General features: G+C 42.0%; 18 protein-coding genes and 1 pseudogene. 12 read left to right on the forward strand and 7 right to left on the reverse strand.

What is annotated here, in order from left to right; all coding sequences use genetic code 11:
- Positions 1–111 precede the first annotated feature (111 nt).
- Positions 112–492, reverse strand: a complete 381-nt coding sequence (locus V5G28_RS05945) for a hypothetical protein (RefSeq protein ID WP_096566360.1) — start codon at positions 490–492, stop codon at positions 112–114.
- A gap of 855 nt (positions 493–1,347) precedes the next feature.
- Between V5G28_RS05945 and V5G28_RS05950 the strand changes: the two genes are divergently transcribed.
- Positions 1,348–2,493, forward strand: coding sequence for an extracellular solute-binding protein (locus V5G28_RS05950; protein ID WP_096566362.1), 1,146 nt, complete (start codon positions 1,348–1,350; stop codon positions 2,491–2,493).
- A 217-nt stretch (positions 2,494–2,710) separates the two neighbouring features.
- On the opposite strand, the pseudogene V5G28_RS05960 reads toward V5G28_RS05950, so the two are convergent.
- Positions 2,711–3,166, reverse strand: a pseudogene (locus V5G28_RS05960) (TIGR00341 family protein); the annotation flags it as partial.
- 823 nt (positions 3,167–3,989) lie between these two features.
- Between V5G28_RS05960 and V5G28_RS05965 the strand changes: the two are divergent.
- From V5G28_RS05965 to V5G28_RS06010, 10 genes are all read left to right on the forward strand, one after another.
- Complete coding sequence (locus tag V5G28_RS05965; protein WP_096566364.1) at positions 3,990–4,427, forward strand: hypothetical protein; 438 nt, start codon at positions 3,990–3,992, stop codon at positions 4,425–4,427.
- A gap of 262 nt (positions 4,428–4,689) precedes the next feature.
- A complete protein-coding gene (locus V5G28_RS05970; RefSeq protein WP_096566366.1) occupies positions 4,690–4,923 on the forward strand; it encodes a hypothetical protein in 234 nt (77 codons plus the stop codon).
- Positions 4,924–4,989: 66 nt separating this feature from the next.
- Positions 4,990–5,214, forward strand: a complete 225-nt coding sequence (locus tag V5G28_RS05975; RefSeq protein WP_096566368.1) for a hypothetical protein — start codon at positions 4,990–4,992, stop codon at positions 5,212–5,214.
- A 67-nt stretch (positions 5,215–5,281) separates the two neighbouring features.
- The gene (locus tag V5G28_RS05980; RefSeq protein ID WP_096566370.1) at positions 5,282–5,557 is read left to right on the forward strand and encodes a hypothetical protein; all 276 of its coding nucleotides are present in this window, start codon (positions 5,282–5,284) and stop codon (positions 5,555–5,557) included.
- Complete coding sequence (locus V5G28_RS05985; protein ID WP_096566372.1) at positions 5,550–5,789, forward strand: hypothetical protein; 240 nt, start codon at positions 5,550–5,552, stop codon at positions 5,787–5,789. Before V5G28_RS05980 ends, V5G28_RS05985 begins: the two co-directional genes overlap by 8 nt.
- 138 nt (positions 5,790–5,927) lie before the next feature.
- Positions 5,928–7,067 (forward strand): fibro-slime domain-containing protein, encoded by a 1,140-nt coding sequence (locus tag V5G28_RS05990; protein WP_332993901.1) that lies wholly within the window; start codon positions 5,928–5,930, stop codon positions 7,065–7,067.
- 84 nt (positions 7,068–7,151) lie between these two features.
- Complete coding sequence (locus tag V5G28_RS05995; protein WP_332993904.1) at positions 7,152–7,844, forward strand: hypothetical protein; 693 nt, start codon at positions 7,152–7,154, stop codon at positions 7,842–7,844.
- A 365-nt stretch (positions 7,845–8,209) separates the two neighbouring features.
- Complete coding sequence (locus V5G28_RS06000; RefSeq protein WP_336229839.1) at positions 8,210–9,193, forward strand: tetratricopeptide repeat protein; 984 nt, start codon at positions 8,210–8,212, stop codon at positions 9,191–9,193.
- 297 nt (positions 9,194–9,490) lie between these two features.
- Positions 9,491–9,808, forward strand: coding sequence for a thioredoxin (gene trxA, locus V5G28_RS06005; RefSeq protein ID WP_096566380.1), 318 nt, complete (start codon positions 9,491–9,493; stop codon positions 9,806–9,808).
- A gap of 39 nt (positions 9,809–9,847) precedes the next feature.
- Positions 9,848–10,678, forward strand: coding sequence for a Nif3-like dinuclear metal center hexameric protein (locus V5G28_RS06010; protein ID WP_332993909.1), 831 nt, complete (start codon positions 9,848–9,850; stop codon positions 10,676–10,678).
- 276 nt (positions 10,679–10,954) lie between these two features.
- Here V5G28_RS06010 and V5G28_RS06015 read toward each other — a convergent pair whose 3' ends face one another.
- The 4 genes from V5G28_RS06015 to V5G28_RS06030 all read right to left on the reverse strand — a co-directional run bounded on the left by V5G28_RS06015 (position 10,955) and on the right by V5G28_RS06030 (position 16,754).
- Positions 10,955–11,896, reverse strand: coding sequence for a tetratricopeptide repeat protein (locus tag V5G28_RS06015; protein ID WP_332993912.1), 942 nt, complete (start codon positions 11,894–11,896; stop codon positions 10,955–10,957).
- A gap of 151 nt (positions 11,897–12,047) precedes the next feature.
- Positions 12,048–14,735: a U32 family peptidase gene (locus tag V5G28_RS06020; RefSeq protein WP_332993915.1), complete on the reverse strand. Its 2,688-nt coding sequence runs from the start codon at positions 14,733–14,735 to the stop codon at positions 12,048–12,050.
- A gap of 596 nt (positions 14,736–15,331) precedes the next feature.
- Positions 15,332–16,162, reverse strand: a complete 831-nt coding sequence (locus tag V5G28_RS06025) for a carbohydrate ABC transporter permease (protein ID WP_332993917.1) — start codon at positions 16,160–16,162, stop codon at positions 15,332–15,334.
- 4 nt (positions 16,163–16,166) lie between these two features.
- Entirely contained in the window at positions 16,167–16,754 is a 588-nt protein-coding gene (locus V5G28_RS06030; protein ID WP_332993919.1) for a 5-formyltetrahydrofolate cyclo-ligase, read from the reverse strand.
- Between the two features lie 232 nt (positions 16,755–16,986).
- Between V5G28_RS06030 and V5G28_RS06035 the strand changes: the two genes are divergently transcribed.
- Positions 16,987–17,460, forward strand: coding sequence for a GNAT family N-acetyltransferase (locus V5G28_RS06035; protein ID WP_332993921.1), 474 nt, complete (start codon positions 16,987–16,989; stop codon positions 17,458–17,460).
- Positions 17,461–17,564: 104 nt separating this feature from the next.
- Here V5G28_RS06035 and V5G28_RS06040 read toward each other — a convergent pair whose 3' ends face one another.
- Positions 17,565–18,509, reverse strand: a complete 945-nt coding sequence (locus tag V5G28_RS06040; protein ID WP_332993924.1) for a GDP-L-fucose synthase family protein — start codon at positions 18,507–18,509, stop codon at positions 17,565–17,567.
- Positions 18,510–18,528: the final 19 nt, after the last annotated feature.

Genomic DNA, 18,528 nt, shown 5'->3' on the forward strand with positions numbered 1-18,528 from the left:
TGCATGTAATTTTTGTAAAGTCAGCAAGCATACAGTGAACTCATAAAAAAATGGTAGAAAAACCCATTCTGAGTTTTGACGCCTTTCTGAGTTTTTTTGCTTAAGAGTTGCTTAAGAGTGAATTCTTTTTAGCAGTAATTGCTCTTCCAAAGCAGCAATGCGATTGTATGCTGCTGTTAATTGCGCTGTCAGCCGTTGGATTTGAATTTCTGGGGTTAAATGTCTATCTCCGCCTTGAAGATTAGTGTCTAAATACATGCCATCTGCGATGACATCCTTGTGTTCAAGCTCTGAATTGAAACTTATCTGTCCTTTTAACTGATAACGCCTTGTGTCACTGCTTTCCAGGAAGTTATCGTTAGCCTCTTGTGTTTTTACTAAGCAGCCTTCTGATAAAGCTCGAGAAACTTTAGTATCAAGCTGCTCAATCACCTGGTAGAGGGCATCCAGTTTTTGACTCAAAGTCAGGACCTGCTTTTGTAATGGCTCCATTTAATACCCTCATCCGTTTATCTATCTCTATAGTATTCAATCTCTTGGGAAGGTTAACTATACTTATGATTTTTTTAACTTTTGATATGTTCTGTTGAAATGCAATACTTAAATCTGAATTTGGAAATATATCTACATACTCTATAGAAGTATTACTAAACCTTTGTGTTTAAAAAAATTAATTTTTTGGATTTATTCTCATAACTACTCGTGCTTAATGTTTCATCAATACTAAGTCTCTAGAAGCGCAAACCCTTGCAAATAAAGTATTTTCTAAGTAAATTCCCCGCATAAATTTGGCATAGTCAACAAAAAAAGACTCTTTTTCTGTCCAAACAAATTTACGATGTCGGATCTTTTTGTGAGCGCCTTTTACTCTAGAGACTGTAAAACAAAAAATGACATACCGATCACTCAACACTTAGGAATGTTTCTGTGAATAATTACTTAAGTAAAATTTCACTGATGATTTGTACTGGTATCAAGTTGACAAACAAAATTTAAAGTCAAGTCATCAACAAACTCTGACAATTAGCCAGACTGAGTAGTGCAAGAAGGCAGCGGAGACTGAAGGCAGGGGGTTCTGAAAAAAATAAGACTTATTAAGTAATCGTTTGGGGTTTTTTTGTGGCTTTGTTATTTTGACGCCCGCTGCATTAATATTGACCAGAACTAAATATTTTTTCGTAAATAAAAATTAAAAATATAACTTCAGCTAACAAAAAACTAAAACCTAATCACAAAAGAGACACCCAAAGATAAAAGCAATCAGAACGTTTGGCTTCATTCTTGCTACACTTGGATTTGGTGAAACTGCTACTAAATCACGCTTTTCCACTCTAAAAGTCAAAATCAATGGAGCGACGTTCTTTTTTGCTAGGTATAGGTACTGTAGCGCTTTCACAACTGCTTGTTGGGTGTGGTGGCAACAAACAGGCGACACTAAATGTGCAACTGTTAAAAGGTTCTATCCCTGGTCAGGTGGTAAATCAATTCAGCAAAGGTTTGCAGCAAAAGGTGCAGTTAAAGTTCGCTCCTGTAGAAAAGTTACAGGATTTATTTGAAAAATTGCAGTCCTTACAGAAGAAACCAAATACCAATGATGAGCAAGGATGGCGTCGCATCTTACCATTTGCCCAATCCCAAAAAGCTACCAAAGCTGACCTAGTAACACTGGGAGATTACTGGATAAACTTAGCCATTGAGAAGAAACTTATACAACCACTAGAAGTGGCAAAGATAAAACAGTGGTCTGCTTTACCCAAACAATGGCAGGAATTGGTGACGCGCAACGACCAAGGTCTAGTTGATCCTCAAGGAAAAGTTTGGGCTGTTCCTTACCGTTGGGGTAGTACGGTGATAGTTTATCGCCGGGACAAGTTCCAAGAATTGGGTTGGGTACCAAAAGATTGGAGTGATTTGTGGCGAAATGAACTGCAAGGGCGCATTTCTCTTTTGAATCAACCACGGGAAGTGATTGGTTTGGTTTTAAAAAAGCTGGGAAAATCTTATAACACAAACAATTTAGACATTCCAAACTTGGAAAAGGAACTGGACTCATTAAACCAACAAGTAAAATTCTACGATTCTACTCGGTACTTGGAACCTCTGATTACTGGGGATACTTGGCTTGCAGTTGGTTGGTCAAGCGATGTAGTGCGAGTGATTGGGCGCTACCCGCAACTTGCGACAGTTGTTCCCCAGTCAGGAACAGCACTTTGGGCAGACGTATGGGTAAATCCTCTAGGTGAAGACAGGCAATCTTTGTTATATGAATGGTTAGATTTTTGTTTAAACCCTGGCATTGCTAAACAAATTTCTTTGCTGACCAAAACGAATTCACCAATTCCTACAAACATTACTGTGTCTGATTTCCAAGAATCATTAAGCAGTTTGTTACTTGTTAATTCTGAAGTTTTAGAGAAAAGTGAATTTTTACTTCCCCTACCCCAACCAGTCGCTGCTCAGTATGAGTCTTTATTCGCCAAAATAAAGGGGTGATTGTTAGGGCTTTTACATAGTATATATGCACTAGATTCTCATTTTTGGTCGTTAGCAGTTTTTGAATCTACTTTGCCATTGTCATCGTGTTGCGATCGCATTTGGGCAAGCAGCTTGAGAGAATCGCTAATGCGGCGAGGTGAAGGGACTTTGCCACCTCCTGCTGGCGAGCCTTCACGTTGCTCAGAGCGATCGGCAGATGTTACTTGCTCCTCAATTATGGTCGATTGGTTGCCTCTTCTCGCCGGACTTCTTCCACTTGCCCGACTTCAAATATTAGGGTGCAGGGTTGTCCCATCTGGCGCTCGATAAATTCTTCCAACAACTGCATTTGCCGAGGGGTTAGTGGTTCCTTAGCCCGCAGACTCAGACGCACTTGCGGCGGATTTGTTAGCCAGTTAGTATTACTGCCGAGTAACTGCAAGTGTTGAAAGGTTATAGTTTTGTTTAACAGCGCCCGTTGAAGACTACTTTCTAGTTGCACTTGTCGCACGAGTCGGGCAAAGCTCACGCCCAAGGGAATCACTAGGATTGCCATCAAAGCAAAAGTCCAGATTAAGGGTTTGCGTGCCCGTGCTAGAGAAGTGTAACCTGCTACCAAAAAGGTCGGCATACAAGATAGGGCTATGCCTAGTAAATTAGTAAGGTAAAGCAGAGTTGCTCCCAAACTCAATTACCAGTTAGCCTGCGCCGCTTAGCTGTCTAAAGATTGACTTTATAAATGGTCTTTTACCAAATAATTGTATTTTTGTTAAACATGATTTTCTGTTTGGATTTAGGACTGTAATCTGTATATAGTAATTTGGAAAAGCAATTGATTTAACATGCGCCTGCTAGACTACTCGTGTAGCAAGTAATTTAGGAATTTTTAATACTTTGTACGGGCAAACTTCAGTCTAACAGCCATCATTTCATCAGTTTCCCGAGCCAGGCGACTGCTGTGCCTCCTATGGGTTCGCCACGCCAAGGGCGAACGGAGGAGCTTTGCTAACGCATGATTGCGTGCACTTTGCACATACCCGATAGCCGTAAGGTGTGGCGTCAGCCATAGGGTGTACGCAGTTTATGAGGGCTACTTAAAAATTTAAGTATTTATATTTAAAAACAAGGAACCTCTAGCAACAATCAAGAAACTTCTAATTACCTAGACATGATATCAGAGGTCAAAAAATCTTAAAAGTATATAAAGAGCAGCATTTTTGATCCTGATTTACTGTACCTTATGAAATTGAACTCAGAGGGAACAGGGAGCCACACTAAAAACTGTGGGATTGAAGCTTGGAAGCCGTTTTTCCGAAGCACTCCACGTCTCGTTCGCGCAGCGTGTCCAAAGGACATAAAAAATCTTTTTTCTAAATTCGCTTTCAACCCATAACGCGCATTTTCTTTACGCAAAACAAAGAACAGAGAATCCCTGTTCCCTGTTCTCCGTTCCCTTCTTTTGCAATTAACAACGCAATTCTACACAATGACATTCTCCATAAGAATTAAAAACAATGACAACTGCAACTCAAGCAACAACTCAAACAACTAATATTACAGATTTAGTGGTTAACAGTAAAAAGAACTGCTACCACCTCTTTTCTCAGCGTATGACTGAGATTCAAAACACAGGAGTTAACACAGAACTACAGCCAGGGATTCACGTTATCAGAATTCGGAAAGGTTCTTTTGATTATGTTCAAGGCGATGTTCAGAAGGGTGAACCTATAGTAATGCTCTGGATTTATGGTGGGAAGTTCAAGAATCTAAAAACTAATATAGAGGTTCCAGCAGGCTGGTCTACTTTGAACGGTTATGACGATACTCTGACCTTAGCTGTATCAGAAACCTCAACACTTTGTGCCTTCTTTTTTGATGTTGAAATTGGGGATAATGATGGAGATGTGACAGTTTCAGTAATAAAAGTTGGTGAACTTAATGATTTGAGTTAAGTTGTTTACTTGATTGTATGGCAAAAGACAGTCAATCATAAAATTATGACGTTAAGGGGTATGAAGAGACTACCATTGGTAGTTTCTTCATACCCCTTTGTCGGATAACTCTTAAGAAATACTTCCCGATGCCAGTTGCGTAAGTTATCCATTTTTATTATATGTATATTTTCTTTTCTGGTAGTTCCTTATCTTCTAGTGGTTTGTGCTAAGATTTCAAGTGTCAACTTTAAAAAATTTAAGAGTCACGGGAAAAAAATTGATGAGCAATCAAAATTCTACAAATTCGGATTCAGGCAAATTGGTTTCGTTGAATATCGAGTCTTTAAGTTTCGATAGTTTTGGACGCAACCCAGGAAACGACATCGTTTGTGTGGCTCCAGTCCGTACGATTATTAGACGAGAAGAAGAAATTGTTCTGATTCGTCGAGTTCGTAAGGTTGAAGAGATAGATGCAAGTCCAGCTTGTCCAGTGAACACAACTCAGTTGAGTTAGGTTCAATTAGAGGTACATCAACCTAATCAAACTCAATTATCTGAAGCAACTACAAGGAAGAGATTTATGAGCGCTGAAAATTTGGATTCAGGCAAATTGGTTTCGTTGAATATCGAGTCTTTAAGTTTCGATAGTTTTGGACGCAACCCAGGAAACGACATTGTTTGTGTGGCTCCAGTCCGTACGATAGTTAGACGAGAAGAAGAGATTGTTCTGATTCGTCGAGTTCGTAAGGTTGAAGAGATAGATGCAAGTCCAGCTTGTCCAGTAAACACAACTCAGTTGAGTTAGGTTCAATTAGAGGGTACATCAACCTAATCAAACTCAATCATCTGAAGTAACTACAAAAAAGAGATTTATGAGTGCTCAAAATTCGGAATCAGGCAAATTAGTTTCGCTAAATATCGAGTCTTTAAGTTTTGATAATTTTGGACGCAACCCAGGAAACGACATTGTTTGTGTGGCTCCAGTCCGTACGATAGTTAGACGAGAAGAAGAGATTGTTTTGATTCGTCGAGTTCGTAAGGTTGAAGAGATAGATGCAAGTCCAGCTTGTCCAGTGAACACAACTCAGTTGAGCCAGGTTCAACTAGAAGGCGCACCAGCTCAACAACAAAGGGTAGGAATTGGCTAGTGAAAACCAGAAAGCAAGAATTAAGCCGAAACTAGAATTGAACTATCTAGCGTGGTTAGAGAATATGCATTCAGTTGTTCAAAGTCACGCCAATCATTTAGGAGTGGATGATGTGGACAACTGGTGCATCCTTAGAAAAGCTGTTTTCTGGCTGCTCTACTTTATTGGACTTTCTCTATTTTTGGATGTTTTCGTTTTTTCTAAATTAGAAGAAGGCGAGAGCGGTCTATAACTGTAACAGTTTTTGGATTTGCACAGACTGTTAAATCTGGTTAAATCTGTATGGTTGCAAAAGAAGGCTGGGAAACAGTCTGTGTGCAATGGTAAAAGTATTTTACTTAATAAATTAAGATAGTAAAGGGACAGAGCTATGAGTGATCACCCGGATAAAATAACTATCAATGCGATCGCTCGAGACTTTCGAGCTGACCATCCTGATTTTGAGACAGATCGTTTCACACTGTGGAATCAGGATAATCTACGCAAGCCGGAAACGGGGATCGTGCAAGTCAGGTTGAGTGCTGATGGAAAGCCAATTTATAATCTTCAGCATCACCATTTATCAACCTCAGGTCAAGCAGAGTGTTTTGATCAGTGGTACAGAGATGTTCCCGGCGTGAATAAATCGTTTGTGTATCCACTGGTGTTGGAACATACTGGTGATGGGAACTATAAATTTGAGAGTCGCTCATTTTTCCCACTAGATGGGGAACAAGAGACATTTGGCACGCTGTATGAGGAGATTTTTGATAGTCAGCACCAATTAACTCCAATTGGTCGTAAAGCAATAGAAAAAAATGAGGGTGTCCTGAAGCATCAGGATGGAAGACCGTTTAGTTGGGAAGATGTGGAAGGAAGGTTTCGTTTTGATGACCGTTCAAAACAACACAATTACCATTTCACTCTTGAGGCAGTAACAACTTTTACTTATCAGGGCACAGAATATTTTAAATTTTATGGGGATGATGACCTGTGGATTTTCATTGATGGCAAATTGGTTATTGATCTCGGGGGACTTCATGAATCAGCAGAGCAAGAGATTGATTTGAGACTGACAAACCCAAAAAACCGAGCTGCAAACAAATCCACTACGTTGGCATTGAGACTTAGAGAGGATTTAGGTATTCAACAAGCCGACGAATATCTAGAACTGGTTCTGCAAGTTGGGCAACAGTATGACCTGAGGATGTTCTATGCAGAGCGTCATACTTTCGACTCCAATTGTTGTGTCTATACCTCATTACACTTGAAATCTGTTCCAGAAACAACGCCTGAGACTCCACCTGACTCAACACCAGATATCCCAAAACCACCCCAATTTATACCACCATTTATAGATACAATAACCTTCGACTCATTTCGCAATCCTAAAACGGATATCGTCTGCGTCACACCCATCCGCACTATTGTGCGCCGAGAAGAAGAAATTACGATTATTCGTAGAGTTCGCAAGGTAGAAGAAATTGAAGCAAGTCCAGCTTGTCCAGTCAACACCACTGAGTTGAGTTAGGTTCAACAAGAGGACAGATGTAGTCTTAAAGAGAAAATTTCAGCTTTTCTCTCTCTAAAAACAAAACAGTTTCAGGAAAAATTTATGAACTCTCAAAATTCGGATTCTGGCAAACTCATTTCACTGAATGTTGAGTCCCTGAGCTTCGATAGTTTTGGACGTAACCCTGGAAATGACATCGTTTGCGTAGCTCCAGTTCGTACGATTGTCAGACGAGAAGAGGAGATTGTTCTGATTCGTCGGGTTCGCAAAGTAGAGGAAATTGATGCTAGTCCTGCTTGTCCCGTTAATACAATCCAGCTTGGAAGCTATAAACTCATTGTTTATGCAAACGCTGGTCTACAAACGAAGGAACAGGATACTATCACCGATAGAAAGGAATTTGTTCGCACACTTTGGGCTAACGGCAAGTTACCTTATATTGCTAACGATCAAGACAAACCGATTAAAGTAAAACTTAAGGTTGAGGGCAATTGGAATTACGGTCCTAATGAGTTTAATGCGCTCGTAGGTTTTGATGGTAATGAAAGCATGGCACCTAAAGAGAGAGCAGACGGAGATTTACTCTTTACGGAAATTCGCCCAGCAATGCTAGTTGCATTCACAATCGAAAATCAGGGTGAATTTCAATACAAACCTATTGCTTATGGAAAGCAGTTGCAGCGGGAATTTACCTTGCAACCAGGCGCAAGATTGTACTTTATCAACAACGACCAGCCTGGTTACTACAACGACAATGATAAAGAACTCACTGTTGAATGGACGATAGTTTCATAGTTTGGGAACTCAGGAAAGTTAAAGTTCTCGATGCAAGTCTTGCTTACCCAATAATTACGGCTCAAGAGTCGTAACGGCAAGAGAATTAAAACAGTGACCAGTAAACAGTGACCAAAAAACTGATAACTGATAACTGGTAACTGATATTTGTCACAGGGCTAGGGATTTGCTAACAGGGAAGATTAGCTCTCTTAGTCCTGTTGTTTATTTATAAAACCAAAATATTTCATTATACTTCACGATAATGACCGGAAATGATTAAATCTGTTACGCCACTGAACGGAAATTCTTTTTCCAGGATAGACCTCACCACAATTACCATAATTAGTTTATTCATTGTCTTTTTTTTACTCATATTTTCAGTTTTGATATTTAAACGACAGTATAATTCTCAATCTCAACAAAAAAAATTTAAAAAGGTTCAAAACGAAGACAACCAGGACGCTCTGGAAAGCGGAAATTTCACAAATATGAATGATTTTCAGTTTGAAAGACAGGAATCCCAAGAACTTAAAGAAAATCATAATCAAGAACATCAAGCACAGGTTGAAAGCAAAAGTGTCATCTCTGAAAATGATTTTGAGTTGGTTCAAGAGTATTACAATTTAGGAAATCAGTTTTTCCATCAAAAAGACTATCAAAAAGCAATTGAAGCTTATACTAAAGCGATTCATTCCAAGGCTGATTATGCTGAAGCATATAACAATCTTGGCAATATTTATTATCAGTTAGCCAATTATGAACAAGCTATTAAGGAATACACCAAAGCTCTTGACATTAATCCTGAATATACAAGAGCTTATTATAATCGTGGCAATGCTTATCAGGCATTGCAACAATATCAACAGGCGATCGCCGATTATGATCAAGCCATCAATCTAAATCCAAAATATGCTGAAGCTTATAACAATAGAGGCAGTATTTATTGTACTCTAAAAAATTATCAACAAGCGATTGAAGATTATGATATAGCAATTGAGATTAACCCTGCATTTGCTGAGGTTTACAATAACATAGGTAATCTTTATTATCAGCTAAAGAAATACGAAGAAGCCATCGAAAATTATAATCAATCCCTAGAGATTTTGCCCCAACAGCCTGAAGCATTTAACAATAGAGGGAATGTTTATTATGCTCTAGAACAATATCAGGACGCAATCAAAGATTACGATCAAGCTTTGACAATACAGCCTAGTTATTCTGAACCTTACTACAATCGAGGGCTTGCCTATAAAAGATTAGGGAACAATGAGATAGCCAGAAATGACCTGCAAAAGGCACTTAGCTTAGCGCAAGAACAAGGAAATACAACTCTTCTCAAAGAATTACAAATAGCCATGCGAAGTTAGAGTATAAACGAGGGAGAACACACTTGCTCACCCATAGTGTGGGCTGTGGGTTATCCTGAAAGGCGGTTCTTACGATGCGATCAAAAAGATTTTGTACAATTGTGCCAGTATCAATACGGTTCAGTTAGTGGTGTTTAGTTTTGTTAAGATCCCCCAACCCCTAAAAAGGGGGCTTAGTTCCCTCCTTTTTAAGGAGGGCTAGGGAGGATCAATCCTTAACTGAACTGTATTGGTGCCAGTATAATTTGTATACTTTTTTTGTTTTACCCGTTCTTATCAGTAAACTTCAGAGCGAGCATGAGTATTAAAAAACAATTTTCTAGCTTTCAAGAACTGATTGCAAACGCAAATACTCCTGTGTTAGTTAGTTTTTATGCAACTTGGTGTGGCTACTGTAAGGCGTTGGCACCAATACTAGATCAGGTTAAAGCACAGATGGGCGATCGCATCCAAGTGGTCAAAATTGATTCAGAGAAATATCCTCAATTAGCGTCTCAATACCAAGTTCAGGCTTTACCGACGACACTTCTTTTTGTGGATGGAGAACTTGCTAGTCGGATCAAGGGTGTCATGCAAGCCCCTAATCTGATGCAACACTTGACAAAATATCTTTAATCATTTAATAAAATTAACTCACCGTTCGCGTCATCCAGAATGAGTTTGATGAAACAAGGGATGGCGCACAAGCAGGCGATCGCGCAGAACACACTGTCCAAAGGGCAATCGCTTCATTCCAATTCACAACTGATGACGACTGGAAGCAATTCGATTTCTTTAGAAGATATAGCAGAATTTCTCAACCAATTCTTTGCTGTTGACCTATACTCTCAAGAGGAAAGAGGCGGTGTGTATTTGCCTTCAACACGTCGTGTTAAACGTTTGGGGTTACTCTTAGAACCGTCCGCACAGTTACACAAATGGGTAAGAACTCAAAACTTAGACGCGCTGTTTCTACATCGTCCTTGGAAACTTCAACCAGAACAACTTGCACCAGATATTGGCATCATTTCTTATCATTTACCATTTGATGAGCGCTTGACATTTTCTTTCAATCCCAGGTTGGCAGAAGTCTTGGGAATGTCTGGTTTAGAAGTGCTGGGAGAGAAAGACAAAAGAGCAATCGGTATGATTGGAGAGGTTCCAATTCAAAGCTTTGCTCATTTGTGTAATTGTGTCAATCAAATATTTGGCGGATACGAGCAAGTCGATGCAGCAGAACCCGCAGCAGAACCCACTGAAGTGACACGAATTGCTGTTGTTGGTGCAATGACGGACTTGCTCGTGCGTGAAGCAGCAAGCCGTGGTGCTAATGTTTACATTACCGGGCAGTTACGACACCCAGCCGAACAAGCAGTGGAAGAAACGAAAATTGGGGCGATCGCCGTCGGTCATCGTCAAGGTGAACTATGGGGTTTACGCGCACTTGCTGGAGTATTGCGCGAACGATGGTCTAGTTTAGAAGTGGTTGTGCTTCAAAATTCCTAATTAAGTTAATCTTAAGAAAATAAGTCGTAGGATACTTGACCAAAAAAAAGAACTCAGAACTCAGTAATCAGAATATTAAACGCGTTTTCTCGTCATAAATTAAGAGTTAAGGTTGCTGAGCATTGGTATGGCTGCCCTCGGATTGATCCGTGGAGACTAACAAACTTTTTCCGTACTTAAATCCTCCGGATTCTATCCGTGGGGATTTTCTGATTACTGCATTCTGTGTTCTGCGTTCTTCTTAAAGTTGACGCTTAACTGTCAACTGTCAACAGGCTAATAATTTTGCTCTTGGAACATAGCCTGAAAGCGTTCATCCATACGGATTTTATCAAATTCGGAGTTATTTTTAAGAATTTGTAGATATTTATCTGGACACAAAAGAATTGCTCGTTGTAAGTTGTTAATTGCCTCTTCGATATTGTTCTCCATAGCATAGCAACGAGCTTTGTTGTACCAGATGGTATCATCGCATGGTTGCAACTGGGCAGCTTGTTTGTAGCTTGCGATCGCTTCCGGATAACGCCGTAATTTTTCCAAAACGATAGCCCGATTTAACCAAGCTTTCTCGTGGTTTGGTTGAATTCCTATAACTCGATCAAAGGTTGCAAGCGCCTTTTCGTAACGCCCCCATTCGAGCAAACTCATGCCTCGATTTTGCCACGCCATTACATTATCAGGGTCAAACTCAATAGCACGGTCGTAGCTATCAAGAGCTTCTTTATAATATCCTAGCTGTTTGAGAGCATTGCCTTTGTTGTTCCATGCCCAATAAGCATCTGGTTGCAACCCCAAAGTGCGCTCAAAACTCTTCACTGCTTTTGCATACTGTCCCCAGTCACACAAGGTAATACCGCGATTATGCCAGATAGTCGCGGCATTTGGATTCAACTCTAAGGCACAGTCAAAGCTGTTTATCGCTTCAAGGTAGCGTTCTAACTTGCCTAACGCAATTCCCCGGTTGTGCCAAACCCAGCAAGCATTCCATTGTAATTTCAGGCTTTGGTCAAAGCAAGCGATCGCATCTTCATGATGACCCAAGGAACCTAGAGCAAAGCCTTTTTGAGATAAGGCTTCCGAATAATCTGGTTTACACCTAAGAGCTTTGTCGAAACTTGCTATTGCTGCTTCAAACTTTGCTGCTTTATTCCGGCGTAATCCTTGTTGGAAAAAAAATTCCGCCTCCAGGTTGAGGGTCAATTTCATAAAATTTGGCATCCCGCTCTAGATATATTCCTTGATTATACTTTAGATATATTTTCTATTCTAGATGCCCAAAACAATAACATGACTCAACAAACAGATCCAGTAGCGGAAATATGAGGCATATTTTGTGTGTTGTGTCTTGAGTTTCACTCTCTACGCCTGATCAACGACTTGCATTCACTCCCATTGGACCGCGAGTCACACCAAGCTGATTTTGCAATTTTAACTCTCGCCAGAGTTGAGAGCCTGTGATCTCGCCCCGCAATAGTTGCTGATAGTGGTGTATTGTTTGCATCACTTTCTCGGGTGTCTCATTCACAAATTCAATACGGAAATTTCGTACACCAAGCTCTATCAGGTGTTGTACGTATTCGGCTCCGGTTTGCGCCGTGCCATTAAATACAGTATTTCGACAGCCAACGTCAGCTTTGAGGATATGTTCTGTCCCGACTCTGTCCCGCAATTTCACAGAATGCTTTTCACAAGGGCGTCCGCAGTTGGTGTAGTCAGTTCCTTGAGATAGGAAGGCACAAAATACACAATGTTCCATATGGAACATTGGCATATGTTGATGAATTGTCACCTCAAACCAGTGGGCTGGGCAACTTGTCAGCAGGTCTTGCAATTGGGTGATGTTCAAATCGTAAGACGCTGTCACCCGTTCCAAGCCACATTGATGCTTAAAGTAGTCTGCTGTTAAGGCATTCGCAACGTTGAGAGAGAAATCCCCGATGCAACGGTCATTAGCAAAAAACTGGAGTTGGTCATAGTTCCGCACCAAATAGCCATCCGCCTCACAGGAGCGCACTTGCTGCAAAATCCAGTTTTCTCCTGGTTTGGTAATTCTTGGAGGCGCAACCCAGATAGTGGGAGATGAAGAGTCAGCACAGAAAATTGAAGAGGAAGCAACATTTTCATTCTTGATTTTTCCATCTTTATTCTTTGCCCCACGTACCATCCGGACTGCTTCCCGGTAAGCACGGGGGTCTTCAAATTCACAGTAGAGTGTTTCGATTGCCACGGACAGTGCAGCTTGTAGTTGTTTCAAGTTTCGCACGAGTACAACGAGAGAGGGAGATGAGGGGGATGAGGGGGATGAGGGGGAAGGAAGTAAGTCTTTTATAGAAGCGCTTGAGTGTAATTGCCAGCGTTTAGGTTGGGAACGCAAATCTTCCAACTGCGTCACAATTTCCCGCCGCATTCGGTTCAACTCACTCACAGGTACCATGACTGCGTCTTTGAGATGATTTGTCAAAGTTCCCAAACAGAAGGGAGTGTTGCCGAGACGACCAAACTGTTCTTGTAAACGTTCTGTGGTGAGGGGTTTGGTGTGCGCCTCTTCAAGGGGCATTGCAGATTCTACCTGGACAACATGACCTAGTTCGTCGCGGGCGATCGCCCGTAAGGGCGCTGCGCTTTGCGCAATCGCCCCTAAGGATTGACCAACTTCTCCATAAACCTCTATATGAATTGGACGCTGAAATTGCGGATTTTCTCCAGCAAAACTCTGACGCAATTGCTTATCAAGTTCTGGATCGCTAGTTTTCCAAACCTTGTCCCCTACGTGTATCCGTCGTAGGTTAAGATCGCGGCGACCAAAGGTTAGTACTGCTTGTTTTCCTTTATGTTCCACCGCATAAATTCGACCACCTTCTTCCTGCGCTTCCGGATGACCGCAATCAAAAACAACACCGTCTCCAGGCTTAATTGGGGCTTGTAGCCGTACTATCACCTTTTCGTTGCTGATGCGGGTGACTTCGCCCAAGTAAACTCCACGCTTTTTTCCAAAGTGAGCATGAACCAGTTCCTGATTGTTGATTCCGCGAAACCAACCTGTGTACAGTCCACGAGAAAACGCCATCTCCAAATTGTAGCGTTCTTGTTCCGGCGCTTCTAGAGACGAGAGGTGGCGAGCCAGCGCTGCAGGAGGGTTTCCCTCCGCAGGCGACTGGCGGTGCGTCTCTACATTTTTTAAATCCGCCATCACCTTATCCAGCGCTTGTCGATAAACCTGTGTAACGTTAGCCACATACTCAGGCGTTTTCAAGCGACCTTCAATCTTAAGACAACTAACCCCTGCTTTCACCAATTCTGGCAGCACCTCTAACCCTGCCAAGTCTTGAGGACTGAGGAGATATTTGCGATTTCCCAAATCTACAGCTTGACCATCAGATATTAATTCGTAGGGCATCCGGCAAGCTTGGGCACATTCGCCACGGTTCGCAGAACGCCCGCCTAGCGCTTCACTCGTCAAACATTGACCGGAATATGCCACGCATAAGGCACCGTGAACAAAGACCTCCAAAGGTAAAGACGTTTTATCCAAGCTCTCTACACGCAGATGGCGCTGAATTTTCTCGATTTCCGTTAGCGAGCATTCACGAGCAAGTACTACCAACTGACAACCCAAGGATTTAGCAAATTCCACCCCTGCGGCACTGGTGATGGTCATTTGCGTGGAAGCATGGATAGGAAAATCTGGCGATAAATGACGAATTAGACGACAAATACCTATGTCTTGGACAATCACCGCATCCACACCTGCGGCAATAATTGAGCGTAAATACTGCTCTGCCTCTCTGATTTCCTGCGGAAAAACAACTGTATTAAGGGTGACATAGCCCTTTACACCTCGACAGTGCAGAAATTGCATCAACTTGGGTAAGTCAGCCTCAGTGAAGTTTTGCGCCCGCATTCGCGCATTGAAGCGATCCAACCCAAAATATATAGAATCTGCCCCATTTTCCACAGCAGCTTTGGCACAGTCCCAATTACCTGCGGGGGCGAGTAATTCAGGGCGTTGAAAGGTGGGTAAGGTGAGTTGGGGGGTTGGTTTGCGATCAGCTTTCATCAACTTGGGGATGGATTAGAGAGCACCATTGCGATTCTATCGTTTGTGCTTATTGATGGTGGGGAGAAGGTGATCAAAATAAGCAGTTCTTGAGCAGGGGAGGAAGATTTTCATCGGTTTGTTTGCTACCCCTTTTTTTCTCAACTCTGGTTCTTTGATGCAAGATATAATACTCTCATATATTTATAGGCAATAGAAGTAGGCTAAAGTTCAACACTTGCCTACACAATTTACCAAGTCAAACTCTTGGCACAAAAAAGCGTGTATTTACTTCAACATTGAGAGTGGCTTTTCCGACCGAAAATCACTTTTTTAAACTTTTTTAACAAATCTAGAAAAGAAATCATTTCTGCATTGATTGGGGCGAAAAGTAGCGACGGTATAACTCATCTTGTTCAATGGGCGCTTGAAAAATAAGATGCGTTTACCCTGTAGCTTCCCCCTAGGAGGGGAGGTAAGACCAAAGATGGGGCGAAAGTCTCATTTGAGGCACTCGCCTATGAGTACAGAAGCCCAACCTATGTCTTCGACACGGGCAAAGCCCGAACAGGCGTTCGCCGTTAGGCGTGCCGTAGGCATAGCCAAGGTTGGGTAGTTCACCCTTTAACACCGCTACCAGTTTCTGTGGGGACAATGTAGCGTTGTACAAACAGGAATAATAATAATACTGGAGCGATAGAAATGACTGAGCCTGCAGCTACCAAGCGCCAGTTCAAGGAAAATGTACCCGCCAGCTTCGCGACTCCTAAAGGAAGGGTGTATAAGTTTTCGTCTTGAATAACAATTAACGGCCAAAGAAAGTCACTCCAAGAACCGATAAATACGAAAATTGCCAAAGTGACAAGTGCAGGACCAATTGCTGGAAGCATGACGAACCACCATATGCCTAACTCCGAACAACCATCCATACGTGCGGCTTCTTCCATCTCTTTGGGGACACTCATAAAAGCTTGTCGCAACAGAAAAATCCCAAAAGCAGAAGCCAAGCTAGGAAAAATCATTCCCAAATATGTATTTCTCAAACCCAACTGAACTGTCAAAATGTACAGCGGAATCATCACGATTTGGAAGGGAATCATAATCGTGGAAACAATCGCAATAAAAATCCAATCTCTTCCAGGAAATGAAAGCCTTGCTAATGGGTAAGCAGCTAAAGCGCAAAAAATCAGATTCAGGCACACAGTTAGCACTGCCACCAAGGTACTGTTAAACAGGTATTGTCCAAAGGGGTTGGTTTGCCAAACATTGACAAAATTCTCGATGGTTGGTTGACTTGGCAACAACTGCGGAGGAAATTGAAAAATATTTTCTGTTGAGGATTTCAACGCTGTACTGATTAGCCAAAACAGGGGAAACAGCGTTACGAGTGCGACAGCCCCTAATAGTCCATAAGTCCATACCCGATTTTGGATTTTCAAATGAGTCATCTGCTTAAAATTCAATCATTTGTACTGGGTTCAAACCAAATTCTGTACACACACCCTGTAACGGTTTATCCCACGGTTCAACAGGTAGCTTTGGCAAATAGGCAAATTCAAAGACAATGCCAATGGTAGGCTTGTTTACCCATTCAGGAGAACTCAACATACGGTCATAATATCCCCCGCCATATCCCAAGCGATATCCTTGATAGTCGCAAGCAACACAGGGAATGAGAATTAAATCAACTTCATCAGGAGCTACAATTGGCGCATCAGGCTGGGGTTCCGGAATTCCATAACTCCCAGTTATTACAGAGTCTTTATGTGTCCAAATATGCCAGATAAGCGATTGACCAACGCAGCGAGGAAAACCCCATCGGTGAGAGGTATCTGTAAATAATAGGCTTAAGTCTGGTTCTTGGCGAAAGCTAAAATAAGCGAGTATTGTTTTTGCTTGGTTAAACAGGGGAGAGGTTAAAAGGTGCGTGCAGATGCGATCGCTCTTTTGTTTCCACTCTTTTACAGATATTGACTGACGTGTTTTGAGCAGCGATTTGCGTAATTCTTTTTTCTCTAGTTGATTATCAACTTTCTCCACAGGTTTATTAAAAAAGCTTATTTCTTAGATAGCATTGTGCGTTCTAATTGTAAATTAACGTGAGTTCGATGTATCCTAATTTGACCCCTCTCCAAACCTCTCCCCTTGTAGGGGAGAGGCTTAAAAATCCTATTTTTACGTAGCTCCTCCCTCTCCTTACAAAAGAGATCCGTTGGGTGGGAGAGGTTCGTCGAATTCACGTTAAATTAGGTATCCAGGAAAAGGAGGATGCTTGGCTAAGGTTCATTTACGAAAGGTCACGCTCGATAATTTCCGAGAATGCATCAGCTTGGAAGTGGAGGAATCTCAAAAGGGGCTTGTAGCATCAAACGTGAAATCATTAGCTGAGGCTTACGTGAACCCAAATCTGTTTCCTCTAGGTATTTATGATGCCAAAGTTGCGGGTTGGGAACAGCCTCAGTCACCAATGATAGGCTTCACAATGTATGAAATCACAGCTGGAGTTGGTTTTATTCTTCGCCTCATGATTGACCACAAATATCAACGACAGGGCTACGGACGAGGGGCTATGTTGGAGGTGATAAGGCGTCTCAAGCTGCACGCAGAAGTTGAGTTAATCGCGACGAGCCATCAGACAGCTAACGAGGTAGCATCAAAACTTTACCGCAGCCTTGGATTTGTGGATTGGGACATTGAATGGGCGAGACAGCACAAATCTGAAATTTTCCTAAAATTGCACTTTTGAATCAATACCGTTCAGTTAAGGGGTATTCGTGACAATTTTATGCGTGTGAACAACAAGATTCCCGACTTCTTCAAGAAGTCGGGAATCTGAGCCTTTCAGGTCAACTATGCGCCGTGCTGACGCCACCACTCAATCGTATTCTTCAACCCTTGCTTGAAGTCTACTTGAGCGGTGAATCCAAAGGCTTTCTTCGCCCGTTCGGTATCTAAACAGCGACGGGGTTGACCGTTGGGTTTGTCGGTTTCCCAAACAATTTCGCCGTCAAACTCCATCAACTCACAGATAAGATTGATCAAGTCACGGATGGAGATTTCATAACCAGTTCCCAAGTTTACAGGTTCAGCGTCATTGTAGGATTGAGTACCCATGACAATACCTCGCGCTGCGTCTTCTGAATAGAGAAACTCGCGGGTGGGACTACCATCACCCCAAACTGGGAGTTTCTTTTCTCCCTTTATCTGCGCTTCGTGAACTTTGCGAATCAGCGCTGGGATAACGTGAGAACTTCTGGTGTCAAAGTTATCCTCTGGTCCGTATAAATTCACGGGTAGCAAGTAAATGCCATTAAAGCCGTATTGCTGGCGGTAAGCCTGTAGTTGGACTAAAAGAGCTTTTTTTGCAATTCCGTAAGGGGCGTTGGTTTCTTCTGGGTAGCCCTCCCACAGGTCATCTTCTTTGAATGGAACTGGGGTAAATTTCGGATAGGCGCAGATGGTGCCAACGCATACGAATTTTTCTACGACCGCTTGATAGGATGCATGAATCAACTGGGTTCCCATCATTAAGTTGTCGTAGAACAATTCAGCCGGTTTTTCACGGTTCAGACCGATACCGCCGACGTGAGCTGCTAAGTGGATAACAATGTCTTGCTGATCTACTGCTCGTTGGCAATTTTCTAGGACACGTAGGTCGCAGTCGCGCGATCGCGTCACCGTAATTTTATCGCGATCAGCTCCAGCCTTAGATAGCTGGTCTATCACCTGACGCCCCAAAAAACCAGCTCCACCAGTTACGAGAATTCTTTTGTTCTTCAGTTCTAAGGCGTTCATATTTTCTTCCTCGTTGGTG

The sequence above is a fragment of the Scytonema sp. PRP1 genome (genome assembly GCF_036697665.2).
GTDB lineage: Bacteria > Cyanobacteriota > Cyanobacteriia > Cyanobacteriales > Nostocaceae > Kalymmatonema > Kalymmatonema gypsitolerans.